Source organism: Mycobacterium sp. Panama NTM2, from assembly GCF_054355555.1.
Window position 1 is genome coordinate 4078924 of the sequence record NZ_CM135953.1, and the last position, 25084, is coordinate 4104007.

At 68.5% G+C, this 25084-nt stretch carries 24 protein-coding genes; 7 read left to right on the forward strand and 17 right to left on the reverse strand.

The annotated features are described in order from the left end of the window. Window positions 1-8: 8 nt before the first annotated feature. Window positions 9-2216, reverse strand: a complete 2208-nt coding sequence (locus tag ACXYX3_RS19365; RefSeq protein WP_458612147.1) for an MMPL family transporter — start codon at window positions 2214-2216, stop codon at window positions 9-11. A gap of 188 nt (window positions 2217-2404) precedes the next feature. Between ACXYX3_RS19365 and ACXYX3_RS19370 the strand changes: the two genes are divergently transcribed. Further along, on the forward strand, window positions 2405-2536 hold the full coding sequence (locus ACXYX3_RS19370) for a hypothetical protein (protein WP_110797964.1): 132 nt from the start codon (window positions 2405-2407) through the stop codon (window positions 2534-2536). 67 nt (window positions 2537-2603) lie between these two features. Here the strand turns inward: ACXYX3_RS19370 and ACXYX3_RS19375 are convergent, their stop codons facing one another. The 3 genes from ACXYX3_RS19375 to ACXYX3_RS19385 all read right to left on the reverse strand — a co-directional run bounded on the left by ACXYX3_RS19375 (window position 2604) and on the right by ACXYX3_RS19385 (window position 5547). Beyond that, window positions 2604-3593 carry an NAD(P)H-dependent flavin oxidoreductase gene (locus tag ACXYX3_RS19375; RefSeq protein WP_458608655.1) on the reverse strand — a complete coding sequence of 330 codons (990 nt, stop codon included), beginning with the start codon at window positions 3591-3593 and terminating at the stop codon, window positions 2604-2606. Between the two features lie 94 nt (window positions 3594-3687). Continuing rightward, complete coding sequence (locus tag ACXYX3_RS19380) at window positions 3688-4440, reverse strand: 3-hydroxyacyl-CoA dehydrogenase (protein WP_046364338.1); 753 nt, start codon at window positions 4438-4440, stop codon at window positions 3688-3690. A 21-nt stretch (window positions 4441-4461) separates the two neighbouring features. Further along, entirely contained in the window at window positions 4462-5547 is a 1086-nt protein-coding gene (locus ACXYX3_RS19385; protein ID WP_241207068.1) for a CaiB/BaiF CoA transferase family protein, read from the reverse strand. A gap of 87 nt (window positions 5548-5634) precedes the next feature. On the opposite strand from ACXYX3_RS19385, the gene ACXYX3_RS19390 reads away from it, so the two are divergent. Beyond that, entirely contained in the window at window positions 5635-6444 is an 810-nt protein-coding gene (locus tag ACXYX3_RS19390) for an enoyl-CoA hydratase (protein WP_241207067.1), read from the forward strand. Window positions 6445-6559: 115 nt separating this feature from the next. On the opposite strand, the gene ACXYX3_RS19395 is transcribed toward ACXYX3_RS19390, so the two are convergent. Genes ACXYX3_RS19395 through ACXYX3_RS19405 form a run of 3 tightly spaced genes read right to left on the reverse strand, consistent with a single transcriptional unit; the run spans window position 6560 to window position 8981 of the window. After that, the gene (locus ACXYX3_RS19395; RefSeq protein WP_374238418.1) at window positions 6560-7276 is read right to left on the reverse strand and encodes a CPBP family intramembrane glutamic endopeptidase; all 717 of its coding nucleotides are present in this window, start codon (window positions 7274-7276) and stop codon (window positions 6560-6562) included. After that, complete coding sequence (locus tag ACXYX3_RS19400) at window positions 7273-8424, reverse strand: NAD(P)H-binding protein (protein WP_458608656.1); 1152 nt, start codon at window positions 8422-8424, stop codon at window positions 7273-7275. The genes ACXYX3_RS19395 and ACXYX3_RS19400 overlap by 4 nt, the downstream gene beginning before the upstream one ends. 29 nt (window positions 8425-8453) lie before the next feature. Then, window positions 8454-8981 carry a gamma carbonic anhydrase family protein gene (locus tag ACXYX3_RS19405; protein ID WP_458608657.1) on the reverse strand — a complete coding sequence of 176 codons (528 nt, stop codon included), beginning with the start codon at window positions 8979-8981 and terminating at the stop codon, window positions 8454-8456. 81 nt (window positions 8982-9062) lie between these two features. On the opposite strand from ACXYX3_RS19405, the gene ACXYX3_RS19410 reads away from it, so the two are divergent. After that, window positions 9063-9968, forward strand: coding sequence for an SDR family NAD(P)-dependent oxidoreductase (locus tag ACXYX3_RS19410; RefSeq protein ID WP_458612148.1), 906 nt, complete (start codon window positions 9063-9065; stop codon window positions 9966-9968). A 121-nt stretch (window positions 9969-10089) separates the two neighbouring features. Further along, window positions 10090-10833, forward strand: coding sequence for a fasciclin domain-containing protein (locus ACXYX3_RS19415; RefSeq protein WP_458608658.1), 744 nt, complete (start codon window positions 10090-10092; stop codon window positions 10831-10833). A gap of 55 nt (window positions 10834-10888) precedes the next feature. On the opposite strand, the gene ACXYX3_RS19420 is transcribed toward ACXYX3_RS19415, so the two are convergent. The 4 genes from ACXYX3_RS19420 to ACXYX3_RS19435 all read right to left on the reverse strand — a co-directional run bounded on the left by ACXYX3_RS19420 (window position 10889) and on the right by ACXYX3_RS19435 (window position 15359). Further along, window positions 10889-12031 carry an acyl-CoA dehydrogenase family protein gene (locus ACXYX3_RS19420; RefSeq protein WP_458608659.1) on the reverse strand — a complete coding sequence of 381 codons (1143 nt, stop codon included), beginning with the start codon at window positions 12029-12031 and terminating at the stop codon, window positions 10889-10891. Window positions 12032-12041: 10 nt separating this feature from the next. Beyond that, window positions 12042-12788, reverse strand: coding sequence for a crotonase/enoyl-CoA hydratase family protein (locus ACXYX3_RS19425; protein WP_458612149.1), 747 nt, complete (start codon window positions 12786-12788; stop codon window positions 12042-12044). Window positions 12789-12841: 53 nt separating this feature from the next. Next, window positions 12842-13987 (reverse strand): thiolase family protein, encoded by a 1146-nt coding sequence (locus ACXYX3_RS19430; RefSeq protein ID WP_241207062.1) that lies wholly within the window; start codon window positions 13985-13987, stop codon window positions 12842-12844. A gap of 67 nt (window positions 13988-14054) precedes the next feature. Next, complete coding sequence (locus ACXYX3_RS19435) at window positions 14055-15359, reverse strand: acetyl-CoA hydrolase/transferase family protein (RefSeq protein WP_458608660.1); 1305 nt, start codon at window positions 15357-15359, stop codon at window positions 14055-14057. Between the two features lie 133 nt (window positions 15360-15492). On the opposite strand from ACXYX3_RS19435, the gene ACXYX3_RS19440 reads away from it, so the two are divergent. Further along, on the forward strand, window positions 15493-16278 hold the full coding sequence (locus tag ACXYX3_RS19440) for a FadR/GntR family transcriptional regulator (RefSeq protein ID WP_458608661.1): 786 nt from the start codon (window positions 15493-15495) through the stop codon (window positions 16276-16278). Window position 16279: 1 nt separating this feature from the next. Here the strand turns inward: ACXYX3_RS19440 and ACXYX3_RS19445 are convergent, their stop codons facing one another. Together ACXYX3_RS19445 and ACXYX3_RS19450 are read right to left on the reverse strand one after the other, a co-directional pair. After that, window positions 16280-18022, reverse strand: a complete 1743-nt coding sequence (locus tag ACXYX3_RS19445) for a DUF3556 domain-containing protein (protein ID WP_458608662.1) — start codon at window positions 18020-18022, stop codon at window positions 16280-16282. Between the two features lie 105 nt (window positions 18023-18127). Then, on the reverse strand, window positions 18128-19558 hold the full coding sequence (locus ACXYX3_RS19450; protein ID WP_241207058.1) for a carotenoid oxygenase family protein: 1431 nt from the start codon (window positions 19556-19558) through the stop codon (window positions 18128-18130). Between the two features lie 73 nt (window positions 19559-19631). On the opposite strand from ACXYX3_RS19450, the gene ACXYX3_RS19455 reads away from it, so the two are divergent. Further along, a complete protein-coding gene (locus tag ACXYX3_RS19455; RefSeq protein ID WP_374238420.1) occupies window positions 19632-20315 on the forward strand; it encodes a TetR-like C-terminal domain-containing protein in 684 nt (227 codons plus the stop codon). Here ACXYX3_RS19455 and ACXYX3_RS19460 read toward each other — a convergent pair. Next, window positions 20282-21523, reverse strand: coding sequence for a WS/DGAT domain-containing protein (locus ACXYX3_RS19460; protein WP_458608663.1), 1242 nt, complete (start codon window positions 21521-21523; stop codon window positions 20282-20284). The two genes, ACXYX3_RS19455 and ACXYX3_RS19460, sit on opposite strands and share 34 nt — an antisense overlap. Before the next feature lie 23 nt (window positions 21524-21546). Here ACXYX3_RS19460 and ACXYX3_RS19465 point away from each other — a divergent pair, with 23 nt between their 5' ends. After that, window positions 21547-22353 (forward strand): SDR family NAD(P)-dependent oxidoreductase, encoded by an 807-nt coding sequence (locus ACXYX3_RS19465; protein ID WP_458608664.1) that lies wholly within the window; start codon window positions 21547-21549, stop codon window positions 22351-22353. On the opposite strand, the gene ACXYX3_RS19470 is transcribed toward ACXYX3_RS19465, so the two are convergent. From ACXYX3_RS19470 to ACXYX3_RS19480, 3 genes are read right to left on the reverse strand one after another with little or no spacing between them, the layout of a single operon-like run. Beyond that, window positions 22354-22998: a hypothetical protein gene (locus ACXYX3_RS19470; RefSeq protein WP_458608665.1), complete on the reverse strand. Its 645-nt coding sequence runs from the start codon at window positions 22996-22998 to the stop codon at window positions 22354-22356. Beyond that, window positions 22995-23621 (reverse strand): tetratricopeptide repeat protein, encoded by a 627-nt coding sequence (locus ACXYX3_RS19475; RefSeq protein ID WP_458608666.1) that lies wholly within the window; start codon window positions 23619-23621, stop codon window positions 22995-22997. The genes ACXYX3_RS19470 and ACXYX3_RS19475 overlap by 4 nt, the downstream gene beginning before the upstream one ends. Further along, on the reverse strand, window positions 23585-25084 hold the full coding sequence (locus ACXYX3_RS19480; RefSeq protein WP_458608667.1) for an MCE family protein: 1500 nt from the start codon (window positions 25082-25084) through the stop codon (window positions 23585-23587). The genes ACXYX3_RS19475 and ACXYX3_RS19480 overlap by 37 nt, the downstream gene beginning before the upstream one ends.

The window sequence follows — 25084 nt, forward strand, 5'->3', positions numbered from 1 at the left end:
AACGCCCGTCAGTTCTCCCGCAATCCTATGCGCTGGTGCAGGCGGGCCAACGGCGCCGGCGCCCACCAGTTCCACCGGCCCAGCACGTGCATGAAGGCCGGCACCAGCAGCATCCGCACCAGCGTTGCGTCCGCGAGAACCGCCAACGTCAGGCCGACACCGAACATCCGCATGAAGGACACCTGCGCGGCGATCAGTGCTGCGAACGAGATCGCCATCAGCAGTGCCGCCGCGGTGACCACCCGGCCGGTGCGGGCCAACCCCAGCGCCACGCTCTCGTCGTTGGCCGCCGCGCTGCGATCCGAGGCCAACCAGTACTCCCGGATACGCGAGACCAGGAACACCTCGTAGTCCATCGACAGCCCGAACGCGATGCAGAACAGCAGGACCGGCATGTTGGCCACCAGCGTGCCGGTGGGCGTCGTGCCCAGGGCCCCGAGATGGCCGTCCTGGAAGATCCACACCAGGGCACCGAATGCCGCCGTCAGAGACAACACGTTAAGCACCAACGCTTTCAACGGCAGCACCACCGACCCGGTGAGCAGGAAGAGCAGCACGAAGGTGATCGCGGCGATGACGCCGAGCACCGCGGGCAGCCGCGACGTGATCGATGCGGAGCTGTCGCGATTGATCTGGGCCAGCCCGGTCAGCATCGCCTCCCGGCCGGCGGGCGGCTCGATGGCGTGCAGCTGGTCGAGTTGGGTCTCCGATGCGTCGGAGAACAGCGGCGCGGTGCTGCCGACGGTGAGAAACGCTCTCCCGTCGGCCATTCCGGCGGCGGCACCCGGCGGCCCCACCTTCGTGCCGTCGACGAACGTGCCGCCGGGTGCCGACACCGTCGTCACGTCACCGACCCGGGACAGCGCCGCCGCGTACCCGTCGAGATCCCCGGGGGTGACGCCACGAGTGTCGGGCAGCACGACGACCACGTTGTTCGACGAGTCGACCGCGAAGTTCTCCCGCATTTCGTCGCCGACCTGCCGCGCCGAGGCGGACTGCGGCAGCACCCGATCGTCGGGGAAGCCCCATTTCGCCCCGAGGAACGGCAGGCCCAACAGAAGCAGAAGTGCCACCACAGCCAGGCCGATCGGAATCGGGCGACGCATCACGAATGTCGTCGACCGATACCAGAACATCTGCTCGATCGGAACGGGTGCGGGCTCGGGTCGCCGCAGAACCCGGCGCACCAGGCGCCGGACGTCGAGCGCATCGAGCCGGTCACCGGCGAGCACGATCGCCGCGGGGGCCACCACGATCGCGGCGAGCGCCGCGAACGCGACCACAGCGATACCTGCGTAGGCGAACGACTTCAGGAAGTACATCGGGAAGATCACCATCGCGACCATCGACAGCGCGACGGTCATCGCCGAGAACAGCACGGTGCGGCCCGCCGTCGTCATCGTGCGGATCAGCGCGCGCTCGCGATCGGCGCCGTCGGCGAGTTCGTCGCGGTAGCGGCTGATGATCAGGAGGGTGTAGTCGATGGACAGCGCCAGCCCCATGGCGATCGACAGGTTCAGCGCGAAGATCGACACATCGGTCACCAGCGTGACGGCCCGCAGCACCGCCATCGACCCGAGGATCGCGAACCCGCCGACGGCCAGCGGCAGACCCGCCGCCAGCAGTCCGCCGAACACCCACACCAGCACCACGAAGCTCAGCGGAATCGCGATCGACTCCATCAGCAGCAGATCCCGTTCGGTCTGCGCGTTGATCTGCACGTAGGTCATCGCGACACCGCCGGCGCGCACGGTCACGCCGTCGCGGTCGTACAGCAGCGCCTCGTCGAGCTCCTCGGCGTGCCGCTGCGCGCCGGTCTCCCCGCCGGTGATGCCCGCGACGATCAACCCGGTCTTGCCGTCGCGACTGACCAACGCCGCCGCTGCCTGCGGCGGCGCCGTCCACGCCGAGCTGACCTGACTGACGTGAGGTGAGGCGGTCAGCCCCGCCACGATCTCGGTGGCGACCGGGCGGGCCGCCTCGATGCCATCGTCGGCGGTGACGCTGACCAGGAGGTCCATGTCGCCCTGATCGAAGTGATCGATGAGGATCTGCGACGCGCGGGCGGACTCGGAGGTGGGATCGCCGAACCCGCCGGCCGACAACTCGCCGGCCACCGGGATACCGAAGACGCCACAGGCCACCATGACCAGGGCCGCGACGGCGAGGATGCGGCGCGGGGCGGCGATGGCCGACGACGCGATCCGCTGCAGCACCTGGGCCTCCTGCGTTGACGCCGCCATCGTAGCGGCGCCTGCGACTGCCGAACCGAACCATGACGACCCCGTAATCACCGCCCGCGAGAGCACCGGGACCGGCAGAACCTACCCGCGGGTAAGAATTGCCACAGTTTTCCGAAACGAGGCTCAAAGATTCCTTAGAGCCCGTGGTTACTGTTCAGTACATGTGGATCGACGACACCAATGCTGATGTCATCAAGGTTGATTTCGACGCCCTCTACCACGGCGATGTTCTCGTCGAGGGGCTGACGTCGGAGCAGCTCGACGACGAGCAGACCCTGCCTACCGCAGTCTGACAAAGAGCGCGCGCCCTCGACAGACGCGCGCTCTTCACCGCTGTACTGCGACTACGTCACGACCCTGCTAGACCGCTGTGGTCTGCGCGACCATCCCGGCCAGCCGGCCGCGGATCAGGTCCTCCGCCTCTGTGACAATGCGCGACACCAGCTCGCCCACCGTCGGAATGTCGTTGATCAGGCCCATGGCCGTGCCGACAGTCCAGATTCCCGCGTCGACGTCGCCGTCGTCGAACACCTTCCGGCCCCGCGAACCGGCCACCAGATCCTTGACGTCGTCGAACTGGCCGCCGCCGGCGAGGATCTGCACGACCTCCCGAGACACCACATTCGATGCCACGCGCGCCGTGTTGTGCAGGCTGCGGAAGATGAGCTCCGTACCCCGCTCGTCACCGGCGACGATCGCCTCTTTGACGTTGTCGTGAATGCACGACTCGACGGTGCACATGAACCGCGATCCCATGTTGATGCCGTCGGCCCCCAGGGCCAGCGCGGCCACCAGGCCCCGCGCATCGGCGAACCCGCCGGAGGCGATCATCGGGATCTCGATCTTGTCCGCGGCCGCCGGGATCAGCACCAAACCGGGGATGTCGTCCTCGCCGGGATGCCCCGCGCATTCGAAGCCGTCGATGCTGATGCCGTCCACGCCGAGGCTCTGAGCCTTGACCGCATGCCGCACCGAGGTGCACTTGTGCAGCACCTTGATGCCGTTGTCGTGGAACATCGGCAGGTGCGGCGCCGGGTTCGACCCCGCCGTCTCGACGATCGTGATGCCGGCGTCGACGATCACCTGGCGGTACTCGTCATAGGGCGGCGGATTGATCGCCGGCAGGATCGTCAGGTTCACCCCGAACGGCTTGTCGGTCAGATCCCGCGTCTTGGCGATCTCGTTGGCCAGATCCGCCGGCGTGGGCTGCGTCAGCGCCGTCAGGAAGCCCAGCGCGCCCGCATTGGCCACGGCCGCAACGAGTTCCGCGCGCCCCACCCACTGCATACCGCCCTGGGCGATCGGGTGCTCGACACCGAAGACCTCGGTGAACTTGGTCTGAATCGTCATCGCTGCCCTCTTCTCTTCGCGCAAGCGCTCATTTGCGGCCTGATGCTCTTCGCGCAAGCGCTCATCTGCGGCCTGATGCTCTTCGCGCAAGCGCTCATCGCGGCGCCATCCGGATCGCCCCGTCCAACCGGATCGTTTCGCCGTTCAGCATCGGGTTCTCGACGATGTGCGTGGCGAGTGCGCCGTACTCGTCGGGGTCGCCGAGGCGCGCCGGATGGGGCACCTGCTTGCCCAGCGAGGCCTGCGCCTCCTCGGGCAGCGAGCCCAGCAGCGGGGTCTTGAACAGGCCCGGCGCGATGGTGACGACACGGATCAGATCACGCGACAGGTCGCGCGCGATCGGCAGCGTCATGCCGACCACGCCGCCCTTCGATGCGGAGTACGCGGCCTGCCCGATCTGCCCGTCGAACGCGGCCACCGACGCGGTGTTGATGATCACGCCACGCTCGCCGCCAATGGGCTCAGTCTTGGCAATGCGTTCTGCCGCAAGGCGAATGACGTTGAACGTGCCGATCAGGTTGACCTCGACCACCTTGCGGAAACCGTCGAGCGGGAAGGGCCCCTCCTTGCCGAGGGTCTTGATCGCATTGCCGATACCGGCACAGTTGACATCGATGCGGACCGGGCCCATCTCCTCGGCCGCGTCCAGCGCCGCGGCCACCTGCTCGGGATCGGTGACGTTGGCCTCGACGAACTTCGCGCGCGGGCCGAGCTCCGCGACCGCCTCGGCGCCCTTGAGGTCGATCACGACGACGGATGCGCCGCGGTCCAGCAGGCGCTTCGTGGTCGCCAGACCGAGACCGGAGGCACCTCCGGTGACGACCGCGACCGCGTCCTTGATCTCCATTGATCGGTTCCTTTCTGTTGGCTAAACCCAGTCCTGCAGAACAGCTTCGGTGTCGGCGCCCGGCACACCCGGCGCCTTCGGGGCGTCGGGCACGGTGCGGGAGAATCGGGGCGCCGGCGCCGGGTACAGGTTTCCGTTCTCGCGGTAGAAGGTGTCGCGCTCGGTGTTGTGCGATTCGGATTCCACCTCGGCGAACGACAACACGGGCGTGACGCAGGCATCGGTGCCGGCGAACACGGCGGCCCAGTGGTCGCGGTCGTGCGCGCCGAACGCGTCAGTCAGCCGCGCGCGCAGCTCAGGCCACCGGCTGACGTCGTTCTGGTCGGGCAGCTCGGCGGCGTCGAGGCCCAGCCCCTTGAGCATCTCGGCGTAGAACTGCGGCTCGATCGCCCCGACCGCGACGTAGCGACCGTCGGCGCAGGTGTAGGTGTCGTAGTAGGGCGCACCGGTGTCGAGCATGTTGGTGCCGCGCTCGTCGCTCCACATGCCGGTGCCGCGGAACGCCCACATCATCGCGGTCAGCACGCTGGAGCCGTCGACCATCGCGGCATCGATGACCTGGCCCTTGCCCGAGGTCTGGCGCTCATAGAGCGCGGCGAGCACCCCGACCAGCAGGAACATCGATCCGCCACCGAAATCACCGACCAGGTTGAGCGGCGGTACCGGACGCTCACCGACCCGCCCGATCGCGTGCAGCGTGCCGTTGAGTGAGATGTAGTTGATGTCGTGGCCGGCCTGCTGAGCTCGCGGACCGTCCTGCCCCCAGCCCGTCATGCGCGCATAGATCAGGCGCTCGTTGACCTTCGCGCAGTCCTCGGGACCCAGGCCGAGACGTTCGGTGACCCCGGGCCGGAAGCCCTCGATAAGCACGTCGGCCTTGGCGATCAGGCCCAGCACCTTCTCGACGTCGGCCGGGTCTTTGAGATTGGCGCCGATGGATCGCCGGTTACGCAGCAGGTAGTCACCGCTCGGCGCCCCGCCACCCTTGCCCGGACGTTCCACGCGCACCACGTCGGCGCCCAGGTCGCCGAGGATCATCGCCGCGTGAGGGCCGGGACCGATGCCCGCCAACTCCACCACGCGCAGTCCCTGCAGAGGTCCAGCCATCTCCACCCGTCCTTCGTCTCGGTCGCTCGGTCGAGCCCGACATAGCTTACTTGTATAACCTTCTCGACCCACCTAGGGTGCCTGACTATGGCGACGACGCAGGAATACGTGGGTATCGACGACCTCCGGGTGAGCCGCGAGGGAGGCATTCTGACTGCGACACTGCATCGCCCGGACAGCCTGAACTCGCTGACCGCCCCCATGCTGAACACGCTGGCCGACGCGCTGGATCGCGCCGCCGGCGACCCCGAGGTGCGGGTGGTGCGCATCGAGGGCGCCGGGCGCGGATTCTCCTCAGGGGCAGGCATCAGCGAGAGCGACCACGCCGATCCGGGTGCGTCGGGCACGCCGGCCGAGGTCCTCGACGCGGCCAACCGGTGCATCCGCGCGATCGTGGCCCTGCCGCAGCCGGCGGTCGCGGTGGTGCAGGGCGCCGCAGCGGGCGTCGGAGCATCGCTGGCACTGGCCTGCGATGTCGTATTGGCTTCGGAGAAGGCGTTTTTCATGCTTGCCTTCACCAAGATCGGGTTGATGCCCGACGGTGGCGCCTCGGCGTTGATCGCCGCGGCGATCGGACGCATCCGCGCGATGCGGATGGCGCTGCTGGCCGAGCGCATTCCCGCCGCTGAGGCCTTCGACTGGGGGCTCGTGAGCGCGGTGTATCCGGCCGACGATTTCGCCACCGAGGTCGACGCGGTGATCGCGCGACTGGCACGCGGACCGGCCGTCGCATTGCGCAAGACCAAGGACGCCGTCAACGCCGCGACGCTGACCGAACTCGAAGGCGCCCTCGAGCGCGAGAAGCAGGGTCAGCTGATCCTGTTGAACGCCAACGACTCTCGCGAAGGGATGCGCGCCTTCCAGCAGCGCCGAGAGCCGAACTTCACCGACTCCTGACCCCCTTCCCGCCCAAACCGACGTTCGGGCGGGAAAGTGCGAGAAGAACGCGCCATTTCGTCGAGTTCGGGCAGGGGCAAGGCTCGAGGCCCGGGCGGTTGCGATACCCGCCGGCTCAGACGCCGAACATCGGCGGCAACGCGAGCACCATCACCAGACCCCAGAAGAAGTGCGTCAGCATCGGGGCGAGCACTCCCCCGGTGGCGCGGCGCTCCAACGCGCACACGGTGCCCAGGATGATCGCCGCGAAGCCCAGCATCGGGTTGCCGGTCGTGACGGCCGTGGCGATCACGTACAGCACCGTCGACACGATCACCGGCTTGTACTTCCACAGCGCGGTGTACAGCGCGCCTCGGAAGAACATCTCCTCGGCCACGCCGTTGATCACCGTGATGAACGCGATCGCCCACAGTGGTGCGGTGTTGACGTACTCCAGCACGCTGGTGATGTAGTCGCGCACCGGGGGAATCTGACGTGCGACCAGCGCGCCGAGGACGAACACCGCGCCGAGACCGAGGCCGACGCCGGTACCGGTGATCACCGGGCGCTGGTTGCGGCCGCGGAAACTCACGTGCCCCCAGTGCAGTGGACCGGAGAGAAACGCCCCGATCGCCCAGACCGCGGCCAGCGCGAGCGTGAGCCACACGAACGAGCTGTCGCCGGGCGGGAGACTGAGCGAATAGCCCAGCAGCGCCGCGCCGATCAGCAAGAACACCCCGACGACGAACTTGCGCCGGGTGACCATCGACGGCGGTTCGTTGAACGCAGGCGCCTTGGTGCGCGCGATCTGCTTGATCTCGCCGGACAGCGGCGTGTGCTCTGAACTGTTCACGCAGTACTCCCCTTGGGCACCAGTCCGATCAGGTGATCGAGACCGGTGCGGACGGCAGCGGCAACGGGTTTGGGCACCAGTCCGATCAGGCCGAGCACCGGCTGGACGACGTGAGGGGTGACGGCGCAGGCGAGTTGGCGCAGCCGCAGCGCGTCCCCGCCCGCCCAGCCCGGATCGGTGTCGGCGAGGTGGTGGGGGTCGGCGAGCTCGTCCACGGGCCGGCGTGCCGGACTGGTAACCGCGGCGCGGATCGCGTCCTCGATGCTCGTGAGGCCGTCCGGCGGATCGGGGACCAGCCCGGAGAGCCCGTCCTGGGTCGCCATCATCGGGAAGTCCAGCGATTCGATGAGGTCGCCCGCCAGGCCGCCGGGTACGGGCAGGATGACGCCGCTGACCATGGACACCAGGCCGGTGTCGATGCCGTACACCGGTACCGGTGTGCGCCAGATCCCGGCGATACGCGCATAGGTGCGCAGCAGGTCCCCGTACGTGGTGGTCTCGGGACCGCGGACGTCGTACGAGCCCGCGGGAACCTTGTCGTCCGCGGCGGCGACGAGGTAGTACACGACGTCGCGGACCGAGATCGGGTCGATGGGGTTGGCCGACCATTCGGGCATCGGCAGCAGCAGGAACCGGTCGGCGACGTAGCGCATCATCTCGAAGGACGTCGACCCGGCTCCGAGCACGATCGCCGCACCGAGCCACACCACGTCCGGCCCGCCGTCGACGTGCAGTGCGTGGGCGACCTCGGCGCGGCTGGCGAGGTGCTCCGAGAGCGGCCCACCGTCGGGTGCTTGCGGCACGAAACCGCCGAGGTAGACGATGCGGCGCACCCCCGCGGCCTTCGCTGCCTCGGCCACGTTGGCTGCGGCCTGATTGTCCGCCTCCCGGAAGCCGGGCTGTCCGATGCCGTGCACCAGGTAGTAGACGACGTCGATCGGTCCGGCCTCATCGAACGCCCGGCGCGCGGAGGCGGCGTCACCTGCGTCCAACTCGACCGTCGAAACCCGGTCGTACCAACCGAATTCGCTCAGCCTCTCCGGGTGACGGCTGACGGCGACGACGTCGTCCCCGTTTTCCAGAAGCGCCGCGACCAGTCGCGAGCCGATGTAGCCACTCGCGCCGGTGACCAGAGTCCGATTACCCACGGTAGGTCTTTACCCCAACGACCCCGATGTCAGACGTTGCCTGTGTCACGGTGCAGTTTGACCAGCTCCTGGTACAGAAGAGCGTTCGTCTTGATGCCTTCCTTCTCCGCGTCGGCGAGCTCGCGGCGCACTTTCGCGGGCACCCCGGCCACCATGTGCCCGGGCGGGATCTCCGTGCCTTGGGACACCACCGCCCCGGCCGCGATCAGACACCCCGCACCGATGCTGGCTCCGTTGAGGACCACCGCCCCCATCCCGATCAGCGTGTCGTCGCCGATGGTGCACCCGTGCAGCACCGCGTTGTGTCCGACCGTCACGCCGGCGCCGATGCGCGCAGGGAAACCCGGGTCGACGTGGATGGTCACGTTGTCCTGGATGTTGCTGCCCGCCCCGATCTCGATGTCCTCGGTCTCGGCGCGCAGGGTGGCGCCGTACCAGACGCTCGCCCCCTCGGCCAGGATGATCCGGCCGACGAGGGTGGAGTTCGGCGCGGCCCAGCTCTGCGGATGCAGCTGCGGTGCGTGCCCGGCGATGGGAAGGATCAGTGGCTCCGGCATGGCGCCATCGTAGGGTCGGCTGCGACGTCGTCGGCGGGCGCGTGCGATCCTCTCGTCGTGAGCGCCTCCGATTCGACGACGATGTCGACCCCCACCGCCCTGCAGATCGTCGAGGACGTCGATCTGACCGGTAAGACCGTCGTGATCACCGGCGCGACGTCGGGACTGGGCCGCGAGTCGGCCCGATGCCTGGCACGCACGGGTGCGCGGGTGATCCTGACGGGTCGGGACGCGGCGGCGCTCGCCGAGACCGAGTCATGGGTTCGCGACCAGGAGCCGAAGGCACTGACCGCGACGGTGCGGTTGGACCTCACCTCGCTGGAGTCGGTGAGTGCGGCCGCGGCGGAGATCAGCGACCTCACCCCGGCCGTGCACGTCCTGATGAACAACGCCGGGGTGATGTTCACGCCGTTCGAGCGCACCGTCGACGGATTCGAGCTGCAGTTCGGCACCAATCATCTGGGCCACTTCGAACTGACCCGATCGCTGCTGCCCGCCCTGGTCGCCGCTGACGGCGCGCGGGTGGTGAACCTCTCCTCGGAGGGCCATCGGCTCGGCGACGTCGACCTCGACGATCCCAATTGGGAACGACGCGACTACGACAAGTTCACCGCGTACGGCGCCTCGAAGACGGCCAACGTGTTGCACGCCGTCGAACTGGACCGTCGCCTGCGCGACAGCGGTGTGCACGCCTACGCGGTACATCCCGGCATCGTCGCCACCTCGCTCGCCCGGCACATGGACGAGCAGGACTTCGCCGACTTGAACCAGCGGGGCCGCACCAACCGGCAGTTCACCACGCCGGAGTACGGCGCGGCGACACAGGTGTGGGCCGCCGTCAGCGACGAGGTGGCCGCTGCCGGGGGGGTCTATCTGTCCGACTGCGCAGTCACCGTGGCGGCGCCGTATGCCATGGACGAGGCGCGCGCACTGGAGTTGTGGCAGCTCTCGGAGCAGCTCTGCACACCCGCTGAGGGCGCGCGATAAGCCCTGGTCAGGGGCTCTCCTGTAACACGTCGTGGCCCAACCGCGACACATTCTCGACTTGGTCGTGACCCGAGCGTGCGCTTAGCATGCCAAGCGACCTGACGAGCATGAGGAGCAGAACGTGAAGACCCGCCCCAGCAAGGCCATCGGCATCGCTGCGAGTGCCGCCGCGATCGCCCTGTCGGTTCCGCTGGCTGTCACCGCATCCGCCCAGCCGACGACCACGACCGTGACGGCCGAGATTCCCGACCCGCAGGGTCCGCAGTGCGATCCGTTCAAAAAAGCGGTGCCGAACTGGAAGAGCCTGAACAACGTCCCGGTGAGCAAGGCGCTGGCCGCCATCCCGGACATCAGTTCGTTCAACGCCGCGGTGTCGGGTCAGCTGAACCCGGCGGTCAACATCGCCCCGGTGCTCGACAACGGCCCGTTCGTGGTGTTCGCCCCCACCAACGAGGCGTTCGCCGAGCTGCCGCCCGAGCAGCAGGAGGTGCTGCGCACCGATCCGGCCGCGCTGACCAGCCTGCTCTACTACCACGTGTTCCTCGGCCTGCTGGGCCCCGATGACGTGAAGGGCCAGCGGCCCACCCAGGAGGGCACCGAGATCGAGGTGACCGGCTCCGGTGGTGACCTGAAGGTCAACGAGACCACCAAGGTGCTGTGCGGCGGCATCCAGGCGGAAAACGCACGGATCTACCTGGTCGACCACGTGCTGAACCCGGCGGAGGCACCGGCCCCCACGACGCCGACGTCCACGAGCACCTCGGCCGAACCGACCAGCACGTCGGCGACTCCGACGAGCACGCCGGCTACGCCGCTGCCCGCCGAGACGTCGACCACTCCGGCCGCAGAAGCCCCGATCGGTTAGTGACTTCGGCGTGGTTGTCGTCGCTCAGCGATGACAACCACGCCGAAATCGCTGTTTACAGGCCGAGATCGCGGCCGATGATCTCTTTCATGATCTCGGTGGTGCCACCGAAGATCGTCATGATGCGACCGTCGACGTAGTCACGGCAGACGCGGTACTCCATCATCCAGCCGTAGCCGCCGTGCAGCTGCACGCACTGGTCGACGACCTTCTTGGCGACCTCGGTCGCCCACCACTTCGCCTTTGCCGCTTCGACCGCGGTCAGCTCGCCGTCGACGATGGCCTGCAGGCACCGGTCCACGTACTGCTCGGTGACGTCGAGCTCGGTGTCCATCTCCGCGAGCAGGAACCGGTTGTGCTGGAAGCTGCCGATCGGCTGGCCGAACGCCTTGCGATCCTTGGCGTATTGCAGTGTCTGGCGCCAGGTTTCGCGCGCCCCGGCGATCGCGGAGATCGCGATCGAGAGCCGCTCCGAGGGCAGGTTCTGCATCAGGTGGTAGAAGCCGCGGCCCTCCTTGCCCAGCACATTGTCGTTCGGCACCCGGACGTTCTCGAAGTGCAGCTCGGCGGTGTCCTGGGCGTGCATCCCCATCTTGTCGAGCTTGCGGCCGCGGGTGAACCCGGGCATGTCCCGCTCGACCACCAGCAACGAAAAGCCTTTGTGGCCGGCCTCGGGATCGGTGCGCGCCACGACGACGACGAGGTCGCTGTTGATGCCCGAGGAGATGAACGTCTTGGACCCGTTGAGGATCCAGTCGTCCCCGTCGCGTACGGCCGAGGTGCGGATGCCCGCGAGGTCGCTGCCAGCGCCCGGCTCGGTCATCGCGACGGCGATGATCGTCTCGCCGCTGGCGATCCCCGGGAGCCACCGTGCCTTCTGCTCATCGGTGGTGAGGTCCTTGAAATACGGTGCGACGACGTCGTTGTGCAGGCTCAGCCCGGGTCCCGGCACACCGGCCTTGGCGATCTCCTCGTCGATGATCGCGTTGAACCGGAAGTCGTCCGAACCGCCGCCGCCGTATTCCTCGGGCATGTTGAACCCGATCAGGCCGTGCTTGCCCGCCGCGACATAGGCCGACCGGTCGACGATGCGATCGGCTTCCCACTTCTCGGCGTTGGGCACCAGCTCGCTCTCGATGTATCCGCGTACGGTGTCGCGGAACGCCTCGTGCTCGGCTTCGTAGATGGTGCGCTTCATATCGACTCCCTTACTTGGCTTTCCAGACCGGCTGGCGCTTCTGAGCGAACGCGAGCGGGCCTTCCTGTGCGTCCTCGGAGCTGAACACCACGACGGCTTCGCGCATCGTGCGGGTCCAGCCGGCTTCCTCGTCGACGACGACGCCGTCATCGGCGCCGCGGGCGACTCGCTTGCTCGCCTGCACGGCCAGCGGAGCGTTGACGGTGATGCGTTCGCCCAGGGCGAGTGCGGCGTCGAGCGCCGTCCCGTCCGGCACCACCTCGTTGACCAGTCCCCAGCGCTGCGCGTCGGCCGCGCTGATCGGCTCTCCGGTGAGCATCATCTGCATCGCGACCTTGCGCGGGATCTGCTCGACGATCCGGAACACTCCGCCCGCGCCGGCGATCAGGCCCCGCTTCACCTCGGGCAGACCGAATGTCGCGCTCTCCTGCGCGACGACGAGGTCACTGGCCAGCGCCAGCTCGGTGCCGCCGCCCAGCGCGGTGCCGTTGACCGCCGCGATGGTCGGCTTGTCGATGAAGTGCCTTACGTAGCCGGCGAACCCCCACTTGGGACGGTCGGGGTGGCCGATGTTCTCACCGCGCGAAAGCGCCTTGAGATCGGCTCCGGCGCAGAAGGATTTGTCCCCCGACCCGGTGAGCACGACGGCCCACACGTCGGGATCGTTCTGCGCTTCGTCGAGGGCGTCACCGAGGGCGATCGAGACCGCGGAGTTGATGGCGTTGCGGGCCTCGGGCCGGTTGATCGTGATGACCATGACGTTGCCGCGCCGCTCGACCAGTGCGCCGGGCTGGGGCTGGGACGCCTCGGTCACAGCAGCTCCAGGATGGTCGCGTTGGCCTGTCCGCCGCCCTCGCACATGGTCTGCAGTCCGTACTGAATCCCGTTGTCGCGCATGTGATGGAGCAACGTGGTCATGATCCGGGCGCCCGAGCCGCCGAGCGGGTGGCCGAGTGCGATCGCCCCGCCGTTGGGGTTGAGTTTCTTCTCGTCGGCGCCGATGTCCTTGAGCCACGCCATCGGAACGGGCGCGAACGCCTCGTTCACCTCGAAGGCGCCGATCTGATCGATCGACAGCCCGGACCGCTTGAGCGCCTTCTGTGTCGCCGGGATCGGCGCGGTCAGCATGATCACCGGGTCGGCGCCTGCCAGCACCGCGGTGTGCACCTTCGCCAGCGGCTTGAGGCCGAGCTCCTTGGCCTTCTCGGCCGACATGAACAGCAGCGCCGCCGAGCCGTCGGAGATCTGAGAGCTGTTGCCGGCGTGGATCACCCCGTCCTCACGGAACGCGGGCTTGAGCTGACCCATCTTCTCCAGCGTCGTGCCGCGCCGGATGCCCTCGTCGGTGAGGACCGGATTACCGTCCTGGTCTTTGATCGCCACGATCTGACCCTCGAACGCGCCGGCATCCTGTGCCGCAGCGGCCTTTTCGTGCGAGTCGAGGGAGTACTGGTCGAGATCGGTGCGGCTGAACCCCCACTGCTCGGCGATCATCTCGGCACCGATGCCCTGGTTCGGCGTCTTGCTGTAGCGGTCCTTGAACCCGGCGGGGTACGGGTTTCCGCCACCGGCCAGCGATGAACCCATCGGGGTCCGCGACATCGACTCGACGCCACCGGCGACGACGACGTCGTAGTGTCCGGCGACCACGCCGGCCGCGGCGAAGTGCACCGACTGCTGGCTCGATCCGCACTGCCGGTCCACGGTCACCCCGGGCACCGACTCCGGCCAGCGGGCCGTCAGCAGCGCGGTGCGGGCGATGTCGAGCGCCTGCTCACCCGCTTGCATGACGCACCCCCAGATGACGTCGTCGACCAGTGCCGGGTCGACCCCGGCTCGCTCGACCAGACCGTTGAGCACCTGTGCGGACAGCTCGGCCGGATGCACTCCGGAGAGGCCTCCGTTGCGCTTGCCGACGGGTGACCGCACTGCCTCGACGATGACGGCTTCAGGCATGGAAGACACTCCTTCATTGGATGGATTCTTCGAAGTTAAACGAACAAGGTTTACTAGGTCAACTTGCTCATTGGCGGCGCGCGGCACGGTCCGCCGCGTCGATCAACTCGTCCCGGAACAGCGGATGCGCGATCGCGGCCAACGCGTGCCCGCGCTCGCGCACGGTGAGCCCTTCGAGCTCCGCGGCGCCGTATTCGGTGACGATGACGTCGACGTGGTGGCGGGGTGTCGTGACGACCGTGCCGGGAGCGAATTGCGCCACGATGCGCGAGTGAGTGACGCCGTCGCGTTCGAACGTCGACGGCAGGCAGATCAGCGACCGGTCGCTCAACTCTAGGCCGACTCCGGCCACGAAGTCCTCGGCCCCGCCGATCCCGCTGAATTGTTCGTCGCCGATGGTGTCGGCCACGACCTGGCCGTGCACGTCGACCGCGAGCGCGCCGTTGATCGAGATCATGTCGGTGTTGGCCGCGATGACCTCGGGGGCGTTGACCACCTCGACGGGAAGGAACGCGACGTCACGGTTGCCGTCGAGCCAGGTGTAGAGATCGGAGGAGCCCAACGCGAACGTCGTCACGCTCACGCCGTCGTACTGACCCTTGCGCGCGTTGGTGACCTTGCCCGCCTGATGCAGCCGCATGCAGCCGTCGGTGAACATCTCGCTGTGTACACCGAAGTCACCGACGTCCCCGTCGGCGAGCATCGTCGCGATCTGGCTCGGGATGGCGCCGATCCCGGTCTGCAGCGTGGCCCCGGAGCCGATGAACCCGACCGCGTGCCGGGCGATCGCGACGTCGGTGTCGGTGGGCGCCGCAGCAGGGAGCGCGAGCGGTGGCTCGGCCGACGGGATCAGCACATCGATCTCGTCGACGTGCACCGCGTGGCGGTATTGCTCACCCCAGCCGCCGGTGCGCGGAAACGCTTCGGAGGCTTCGACGATCAGCAGCCGGTCCGGATCGGCGCCGGCCCGGTGCAGTTCGGCGACGGTGGCACCGGCGTGCAGCGACAGCGAGCACCACCCGTCGGAATCAGGGGGTGTCGCGACAGTGGCCATCACGCGGGGTCGCTGACGTTCCAGCAGCGGCCCGAACCGACGGAAGTCCGCGGGCATGAAATCGACGTCTGCGCCGGAGTCGCGCAGGGCCCGCTCCAGGGGACCGTAGAACCCCGACACGTAACGGACCCCCGCGCGGGAGAAGAGTTCGGTCCCCACCGCCAGCAGCGCGCCGTACACCCGCAGGTCCGTCCAGCCGGTGCGCTCGCCGAGGGCGCGCAGGAAAGCCGGCGGCTGCCCGGGCCCGAGCGGAATTCCCAGCGTGTCGACGGGGTGCAACCGCTCGGCGGCTCGCTCGACCGTCACTTCCTCCGGCATGCCGATACCCTGCCACGCAGATCACTGCGCCCGACGGACAAACGCGGAAGGATTCCGGCCGGCCGACATGGTTTACTGAGTTGCACAGCTCACCGCACCCGCGGTGGCCCGACCCAGTTGACGTGGAGACATCGTGACGCGGAGTACCCGGTTGGCGCCGATGATCGACGCTGCCGGTTCGCGGTCAGGTGTGCGGTCGCCCAAGACCGCCGAACTGGTCGCGGGCACGCTGCGGCGCATGGTGGTCGATGGTCAGCTGACCGACGGTGACTTCCTGCCCAACGAGGCCGAACTGATGGCCCACTTCGGCGTGAGCCGACCGACGCTGCGCGAAGCCGTCCGCGTGCTGGAGTCCGAGCGTCTGGTCGAGGTGCGCCGCGGATCTCGCACCGGGGCGCGGGTGCGGGTGCCGGGTCCCGAGGTGGTTGCGCGGCCCGCGGGATTGCTACTGGAACTGTCCGGCGCCACGATCGCCGATCTGCTGACCGCCAAGGCAGGCATCGAACCCTTGGCGGCGCGGCTGCTCGCCGAGTCCGGTTCGGAAGAGTCGTTCGCCGAACTCGACACGCTGCTCGAGGATCTGGTGGCCCAGGGCTGCGAGTCCGACCGGCTGGCCGAGAACACCGGCGCGTTCCATCTGCGCGTGGTGCAGCTGTCGGGAAACGCGACGCTGTCCATCGTCGCCGGCATGCTGCACGAGATCACGGTGCGGCACACCGCCTTCGTGTTCAACGAACGCAGGCCCGTCTCGAAAGCCGACTACGACAAGCTGATGCGGTCCTACCGCAAGTTGATGACCTACCTGCGGGCCGGTGACGCCGCCGGTGCCGAGCAGCATTGGCGCAAGCACCTCGACGTGTCGCGAGAGCTCCTGCTCACCGGCCTGGAGAGCGTGCCGATCCGCGACGTGATGGGCTGAGTCACGGAGCGTCCGCCCCGTCGCGCTGCCACGTCACGTGCACCGGCACCGTGTCGTCCCATGGTTGGCGGGTCACCATGTCCGCGACCAGGATGTAGCCGCGCTCGAACTCCCCCGTCGCCGCGTCGACGAGACGGTACTGCTGACGCTGCCGGTGGATGGGTTGCGCGTCGAGCAGCAACACCCGCACCTCCCCCGGTTCGAAATGACAGCGCTTCTGCAGCGCGGCGATCAGCTGCTCGTTGTGCATGTGGCCGTCGCCGAAATTCCATCCGATCGCGGTGCTGCAGATGCGTTCTCCGTCGGTCAGCACATAGTCGGCTTCGTCGTGACCCGCCATCAGCCGGTGCGCGAGCGTGAACATCGCGCGGCCGTGAGTGTTGAACGAGCGGAAGGCATATCCCATGTACTGGTACATCTCGGCGGTCTCGCGGCTGCCGTAGAACTTCTCCATCTGCGCCGCGGGCATGCTCGCGATCGCGACGATGCCGGCCGCGATCTTGGCGTCGGCCGAGGGCTTGATGCACCACAGCGACGTGTCCCAGTTACCCGCGTAGTACCGCATGCCGGGCAGGAAAGACACCTTGCGCGGGAACAGGTTTCCGATCGCGACGGTGCCCGCGGAGACTGCGAAGAGCACCAGCGGCCACGGGCTCTGCAGATCGCTCAGCCCGATGCCGGCGTTGCCGACGAACAGCGCCAGCACGGAGAACATCATGAAGACGTTCCACTCCAGCGGCACCCCCATCGGGATGGCCGAGAGGATGCCGAAGTGGAAGCACAGCATCACGAACGCCGCGATCGCGGTCACCCAGCCGCCGTGGGAGAAAAACAGTGCCAGCGGCACGAGCATCTCGATCGCCGTCGAGATGTGGGCGAGCCAGCGCGACGCCCGGCCGGGCCGCAGATCATCGGGGAAGTGCTCGAAGAACTTGCGTTTGATCCAGCGCGGGCGGATCACGGGGTTGTTGCTCATCATCGTCGAGATGACGAACGGGAAGTGCTTGTTCAGCTTCGAGGTCGCCGCACCCATCCAGATCACCACGCACACCAGCTTGGCCGCGATCACGATGTCGGCGCCGCTGAACAGGAAGCAGACCGCCAGCGCGCCGTACACCTCGCCGCGTGCGGCCAGGAACAGCACCTTGTCGCGCAGCCCGGCGAGCCCGAGCAGCACGAGGATCGTCGCGGTCTGCCACACCGGCAGCACACCGATCTCGGACCCGAGCTCCGGGATGGGTCCGGTGCCGTCGGAGAACAAGGCGACCAGCAGCATCACCAGCAGAGCGGCGTAGAGCACCACATCGACGGGCGTGCGGGAGTCACCCGTGGTCAGTGGGATGCGGTTGGGCCACGGGGGCAGCCGAATGGTGCTGGGCCGCAACCAGTACAGGATCGAGCCCATCGGCGGGAAGAAGCGGTTGTTCAGCGGGCCGAAGCCGCAGCCCAGCCCGACGATCTCGAACAGCATCGTGTAGAAGACGACCTTCTGGTACACGATCGGCTCGTGATACCAGGCGGCGACGTTGGTGAACCCGTCGACGCCTGTGGTGGTCAGCACCACCAGCCACGCGACGAGCACGTAGAGCAGGATCTTGACGACGTAGAACAGGTGCATCACCACCGGCGTGCCGAAGCCCACCTCGGCCCAGTGTCTGGCCATCGGGACGATCCGCTCCGCGCGGGTTCCCTTGCTCCATTCGGCGTAGTCGACGACGGGTGCGTCTTGCTTGAGAAACCCCATGGCTCCCCAGACTAGAACGTGTTCCAGTTCCGGTGAACGCGAATGTGCGGTTTCATCCCCGACACGCCGCTGCGGGCGTATCAGCATTCACACTCGCGCACTCGGCTACGCGGGCACCCAGTTGCCGTGGAACCCGGCGGGCACGCGGTGCGGCAGCTTGACCGCGGCGACGTCGTCGAGGGTCTGCGCGTCGAGGATCATCAGCTCGCTGCTGTCGGTGGCCCGGTCGTACACGTATCCCATCAGCACGCCGTCGTCCTCGTCGGCGTCGGCGGCAGTGGGTTCGAACACGAACTCGCCGACGGCCTTCCCCGGCCCGAACGAGCGGGCGGCCGAATTGTGTCCCACGAGATCGTGTTTGAACAGCGTCTCGTCACCGCCGGCAGTGAACCCGGCCGCGTAGCCGTAGCGGTGCCGCTTGCCGACGAGCCGCTCGTCGACGCGGGGGAACTCCTGCGGGCGGTCGTCGATGCGGGACTCGCGCACCTTGCCGTCGGCCAGATCCACGGTCCAGCGCTCCAGCGTGGGCGGGCCTTCTGCGGGGCCGAGGTGGTCGGTGTCGAACATCTTGGGATGCCGGATCACGTCGAGCACGATGGTGTCACCGGAGTCGTAGGCGTTCATCGGGTGGAACACGTAGCAGGGCTCGACGTCGAACCAGCGGACGTCGGCGTTGCCGCCGTCGCGTGGCATGACCCCGATGCGTGCGGGATAGCGCGGATTCCACGAATACGGGAAGCGACGGTCGGCCGACGGCGCGGCCGGCATGCGCGCCGCGATCGGGTCGGGGATGCGCACGCGGCCGATCAACGCCGAGAGCATCAGGCGGGCGGGCAGCCGCAGCGCCCGGGGCACCGTCATCTCGACGGCCTGCTCGACGTCGAAGGTGACGGGCAGGTCGTAGAACACCACATACCGCTCGGTCAGCGAGAAGTCGTGCATCATCGGGCTCCCCGTGACGTCGATGTCGACGGTGCGACGCGCACGCCCGTCGGCTCCGATCACCGAGTACTGCACGGTGTTCTTCTGCGCCAGGCGGTAGGACACCGCGTGGAGCTCGCCGGTGTCGGGGTCGCGTTTGGGGTGGGCGGTGTAGCCGCCGGGCAGGGTGCCGTCGAAGTCGCACAGCCCCACGGTGTCCAGCTCATCGGTGAGCTCGTAGGCGGGCACACCCGCCTCGATGAGCGCCAGCGTCTTGCCGGCGTGGCCGATGACGTTGGTGTTCGCGCCGATCGGCGACACCGTGGCTCGCTGGTCGGGCACCGCCTCCCCCAGCGCGCGCGCCGTGCCGGGGCCGCGAACCCAGCGATTGCGGTACCACTCGGCGCGGCCGTCGCGCAGCCGGATGCCGTGAACCATGCCATCGCCGACGAACCAGTGGTAGAGCTGCGGGTCGATCTCGCCGATCGGATTCGGGCCGTTGCGCAGGTACCGGCCGTCGAGATGCTCGGGAATCGATCCGGTCACCTCCAGATCGGTGAGCGTGACTTCCTCCGACAGCGGCGCGTAGACGCCCTCGAGATAGCGATTGGCCATGTCCGTCTCCTATAACAGCGTTATCGTGGGTCTTGTATAACACCGTTATGGCACGATGGCAACCGTGAATTCCATGCCGGAAGCCGTGATCGACGCAGGAGTCCGCCTCCTCGAGCGCGATGGTGTCGCCGCATTGCGGGCGCGTGCCGTCGCTGCCGAGGCGGGCACGTCGACGATGGCGGTGTACACCCACTTCGGCGGGATGACGGGACTCCTCGACGCGATCGCCCGCGAGGTCTTCGACCGGTTCACCGCCGCCCTCACCGAGATGCCGCCGACCGAGGACCCGGTGGCCGACTTCCTGGCGATGGGTCTGGCCTACCACCGGTTCGCGATGGCCAATCCGCAGCGCTACCAGCTGATGTTCGGCACCTCGGCGCCCGCGTCGATCGCCGCGCACCGGGTCGACCTGACGTCGACAGGCAGCGGCACCGACCGCAGGGAATGGGCCGCATCCTTCGGCGCCCTGCGCCAGGCCGTGCACCGCATGATGGCCGCCGGGCGCATCCGCCCGGACGACGAGCTCGCGGCGGCGGCCCGGTTGTGGAGTGTCGTTCACGGCGTCGTGATGCTCGAGACCGCCGGGTTCTTCGGCCACGACGGGCACGGATTGTCGCTCATCCTGGGCCCGCTCATCATCGACGCCCTCGTCGGCATGGGCGACGACCGCGAGGCCGCACAGCGGTCGCTGCAGGCGGTCGTCGCGCGCACCGGGACGGTTGCTCAGCCGAGCTCGCCGGCCAGCCGCTCCACGTAGGCGTCGACGTCGTCGATCGCCGATTCGGCGGCGTGCACGCTGATCGCGACGGTGTCGCCGATGCCGTGCACCCCGTGTGTGACGCCCATCATCGGCGACAGCGCAGGGAAGCCGGCCGTGAGCTCGACGGGGGCGCCACCGAAGGACAGATCCGCCCGGCCCCTGTTCACGCTGGAGACGACGGTGTTGCCGGCGACCGTCGACGAGCGCTGATCCGGATCGAATTGCCCCATCCCCCAACGCAACAGCGAAGCCGGGACCGCGGCGAACGCCGCGTCCTGCGCGGCCACCGCCGAATGTGCTACGCGACGGCGGCGCCGGTGCAGATCCTGGGCGATCGCCTGCGCACGCCGCTCGGACGGCAGGTCCGGGTAGAGCCCGACCCCGACGTTGCCGAAGTGGTTGCTGGCATGACGCACACCGGGTTTGGCCATCGGGAGCTCTGCACCGAGCCGCGCCGGATCATCACCGCGCTCCCGCAGATGCGTGGACAGCGCCGCCGAGATCGCCGTCAGCGCAGCGACGGTGACGGTCGGGCCGGACAGCTGATCGCGGTGCCGGACGACGGTACGGAGGTGCACCGGGCCGGCCGGCCGAGTGTTGCTGCGCAGCACCGGACACGACACTGCCGGTGCCGGAACGAGACCCGCGTCGGTGTCGCGGACCAGACGGCGGTGCGCCCGGGCCGCTGCCGCCGACCGACGCACGAAGCCACGGGTCGGCCGGGGTCGCACCCGCTCCAGTGAACCGGCGCGCCCGAACAACCGGGCCGCCAGCCCCGAGGCCCGCGCCCCGTCCGCCAGCGCGTGCGAGATCTGCAGCACCGCAACCGATCCGACGTCGACTCGCGGAATTCCATCGACGCTGGGGAACACGTGCAGGCGCCACGGATGGACATGAGCGTCGACCTGATCGTGCCCCAGCGCGGCCACCGCCGCCAACACCTGCGGCCACGTCGTCGCGTCGCGCACCACGAACTGGTCGGTGGCCACGTCGCATGGCTCCCACACCGGATAGCGCCAGGGGCCTCGGTCACGGACCCGGACCGTCAGCGCAGCACAGCGGGCAGCGTTGTCGCGCACGGCAGCCACCGCGGCTACGGAGTCGACCGGCGCGCCGAAAGCGTAGAGCAGGAACTGGTCGTTCGGGGTCGCCGCCGACAGCCACAACATCTGTGCGTCGACCGCGGTGAGTCGACGCGCCGTCATGGTGCCAAGGCTAGGCTTGCGCCATGTCGCTGCTGCCACCCGTCTCGGAAACCGGAGCGGTACTGGTGACAGGCGCATCGTCGGGAATCGGCGAGCAGATCGCCCGCGAGTTCGCCGGGCGCGGCTACCCGGTGGTGCTGGTGGCCCGGCGCGCCGACAAACTGACCGCGCTGGCGCAGTCCCTCGACACCCGCGCCTACGTGCTTCCCGTCGACCTGGCCGATCCGGCTCAACGTGCCACGCTGCCCGATCAGGTGGCCGCACTCGGGGTGACGGTCGAGGTCCTCGTCAACAACGCAGGCATGTCGAACCTGGGACCGGTGGCACGGGTGAGCGTGTCCGACGAACTGCGACTGATCGAGCTCGACGTCGCGGCGGTGGTGGATCTGAGCGCCCGGTTCGTGCCCGCGATGGTGGCGCGCGGGCGTGGCGCGGTGCTCAACGTGGCCTCGGTCGGCGCGTTCGGACCGGTGCCGTTCCAGGCCTCCTACGGGGCGGCCAAGGCCTTCGTGCTGTCCTACACCGAAGCTCTGCGTGAGGAGTTGCGCGACAGCGGCGTGACCGCGGCCGTGGTGTGCCCCGGCCCCGTGCGCACCGAATTCGGTGCCACCGCAGGCATTCCGGATGAGGAAGCAGAGAAGATGTTGCCGCCGTTTCTGTGGGAGCAGGCCGATGCGGTGGCGCGCACCGCGATCGACGGCCTCGACCGGGGCCGCGGGGTGATCGTTCCCGGTGCGCCCAACCGAGCGGCCGCGCTGCTGTATCGCCATGCACCGCACCGGCTGCTGCTACCGCTGCTGGGCCGCAGCCACCCCGGCCGCAGGACGTGATCAGACCGGGTCGAACTCCGAGATCAGCCAGCGGGTCCCGACCTTCTCCAGGGTGACGCGCACGCTCGAGTTCGTGTCGGTCGGCGCGTCGTTGCCGACGGTCACCGTCTGATTGACGAAGACCAGCACGACGGCCTTCTCTGGCGTGGCCGACACCGACGCCGCGGCGGGGACGGTCGCGACGGCGGCGATCTGCTTCTGCTTGGCGCCCGGGATCACGACGTCGTTGGTCAGCGAGGTGTAGGAGTCGCGGAACTGGCCGGTGAGCAGATCGCGGGCGGCGCCGAGCTGCTGTTCGACCTTGTCCGGCGTGTAGGACAGCAACGCGACCGTGCCGTCCCGAGCCGCCTGCATCGACGTCGCCGCGGCGATCTCACCGTTGCGGACGCCGTTGTCCTGCCACTTCAGGTAGCCCGCGCCCAGGGCGAGGATCAGCGCCAGTGCAGGCAGCAGCGCGAAGGCGACCATCCGCGACCAGGGCGGCTGCCGCCGCGTCGTCGGGGCCGCAGCGCCGCCCTCGTCCTCGAGCGGCGGGGCCTCCTGCGCCGTCGACGTCTCGTCGACGGTCGCCTCGGTGGTCTCGGTGGTCTCGGCGGTCTCCTCGGTCGCTTCGGTGGTCACCTCGGCGTTCTTCTCCTCTGTCACGGCACGAACTCCACGTTGGACACCTTGGCCTCGTCGCCGATCTTCTCCACCGAGATACGCATCCGCCACGCGCGCGGCTGCTGTTCCGGCGCACCGGCATTCGACGTCTTGACGTTCACCGCGACCAGGACCCGTGCCTCGTCGTCGGTCGAGGACTCCAGACCCGCTTCGGCGATGGTGCCCTCGGATGTCGACTTGGCCTGCTTCACGACATCGGCGAACGCCTGCGCCCGCTGCTGGAAGTCGTCGTAGAAGGTCCCCGTCGCGGAGTCCAGGATGCGCTGCACGTCGGCGTCGGCCTCCTGCCAGTCGATCGTGGTCAGGTTCAACGCACCCTGACGGCCCACCTGCAAGAACACCTCGCGCGCCTGCTCGGCGCGCTGCGACTCCCAGGCGCGGTAACCCAGCCAGCCGGTCAGAATCGCCAGCGCCACGACGACGGCCGACCCCGCCACGACGGCGATCTTGACCGAAGACCATGGTTCACGCGCCGGCTGCGCGTCGAATGACTCCTCGTCGGTGCCATCGGGCCCATCGAGGTCGTCGGTGTCGGTCGGTTCGACGCTGGTGTCCGGCGCTGTCTCCGTCACTTCCCCCTCGGGGGGAGGAGCATCGTCTGCCATGTCTTCTCCTCTGCGGCACCGTTGGCCAGATTGGACTGTGTGTAGACACGTCCGTCCGGTCCGACGTACGTGCCGCTTGCCGGATCGTATTCGGCGGCCGCGATCGGCGGCGGCGCGGGTTGCGCCGGAGAAGCACCGGTAGGTGGGATGTCCGGCGGGATGTCGGGAACGGCCTGCCCGGACGCCGTCGCGTTGGGATCGCCCTTCCAGTTGTACCCGTCGTTGAGCGGCACGTAGACCTCGTCGCTCTCGCATTCTTGCCACGTCGGCGCGCGCTTGCCCGGCCTTTCGATGCAGGGCAGGTTGCGGGCACCGCGCACGTTGAACGGCGCGTCCTGCGGCACCCGGCAGTAGACGTTGCCCGGCGGCCGGTCGGGATAGTCCTCGAAGGTCGGCACGCGCCGCTGCTGCGCCGGCAGGAAGCCCGTGGTGCAGGGTGGCGGCAGCGCCTGCGGGGGCAGCGGGATCGGCGCCGGGAAGGCGGGGATCGCCAGGTTCAGGTTGAAGTTCAGCGCATCACCCATGTAGTCCTGCTTGGTGTTGCGCTTGTGCACGCCGACGGCCTGGGTGACCGCAGTGCCCTGCGGCAGCAGCACCAGCAGCTGTTCGAGACTGGGCTGATAGGTGACCAGCACCTCGCCCACGCTGGCGAGGTTGGCCAGCACGATCGGCAGCGTCGGCCGCAGCCGGTCGAACAGCGCCCGCACGTCTTCGGCGGCACCCGGGCCCTTGTCGAGGATGCCGTTGACCGCTTGGTCCTGCCGTTGCAGTTGACCGGTGACGGTCGCGAGGTTCGACGCCCAGGCCCGGATCGAGTCTGCGCTGTCGATCTGGCTGTCCAGCACCGGTTTCGACTGATCCACCACGGTGATCAGCGAGTCGAGGTTCTTGCGGGCGTCGATGGCCAGCGTCGAACTGCCGCTGACCAGACGCCGCAACTCCGGACCGAGACCGCCGACGGCGGTGTACGCCTCGTCGACCACGGTCTGCAGGTTCTCCTGCGGAATCGCCTCCAACCCTCGGTTGGTGGCGTCGAGGACGGTGTTGATGTCGGTCGGCACCGTGGTGCGGTCCTCGGGAATGACGTCGCCGTTGCGCAGCATCGGGCCGCCCGCGCTGCGCGGCAGCAGCTGGACGAACTGCTCGCCGACCGCGGAAACGCTGTGCACCTCGGCCTCGACGTCGGCGGGGATCGGGACGTCGGAGTTCAGCGACAACACCGCGGACACGCCGGTGTCGGTCAGCGCGATGCTCTTGACCTCGCCGACTTCGACGCCGCGGTAGGTGACGTTGCCGCGCGGGTACAGACCGCCGCTTTCGGCCAGCTTCATCGTGACCTGGTACTGCCCGATCCCGAAGAACGCAGGCAGCCGCATGTATCCGAAGACCATGATCGTCAAGGCGACCGTCGCGATGAGCGCGAAGATCGCCATCTGGATGAGAATCCGACGAGTCAGCCGCAT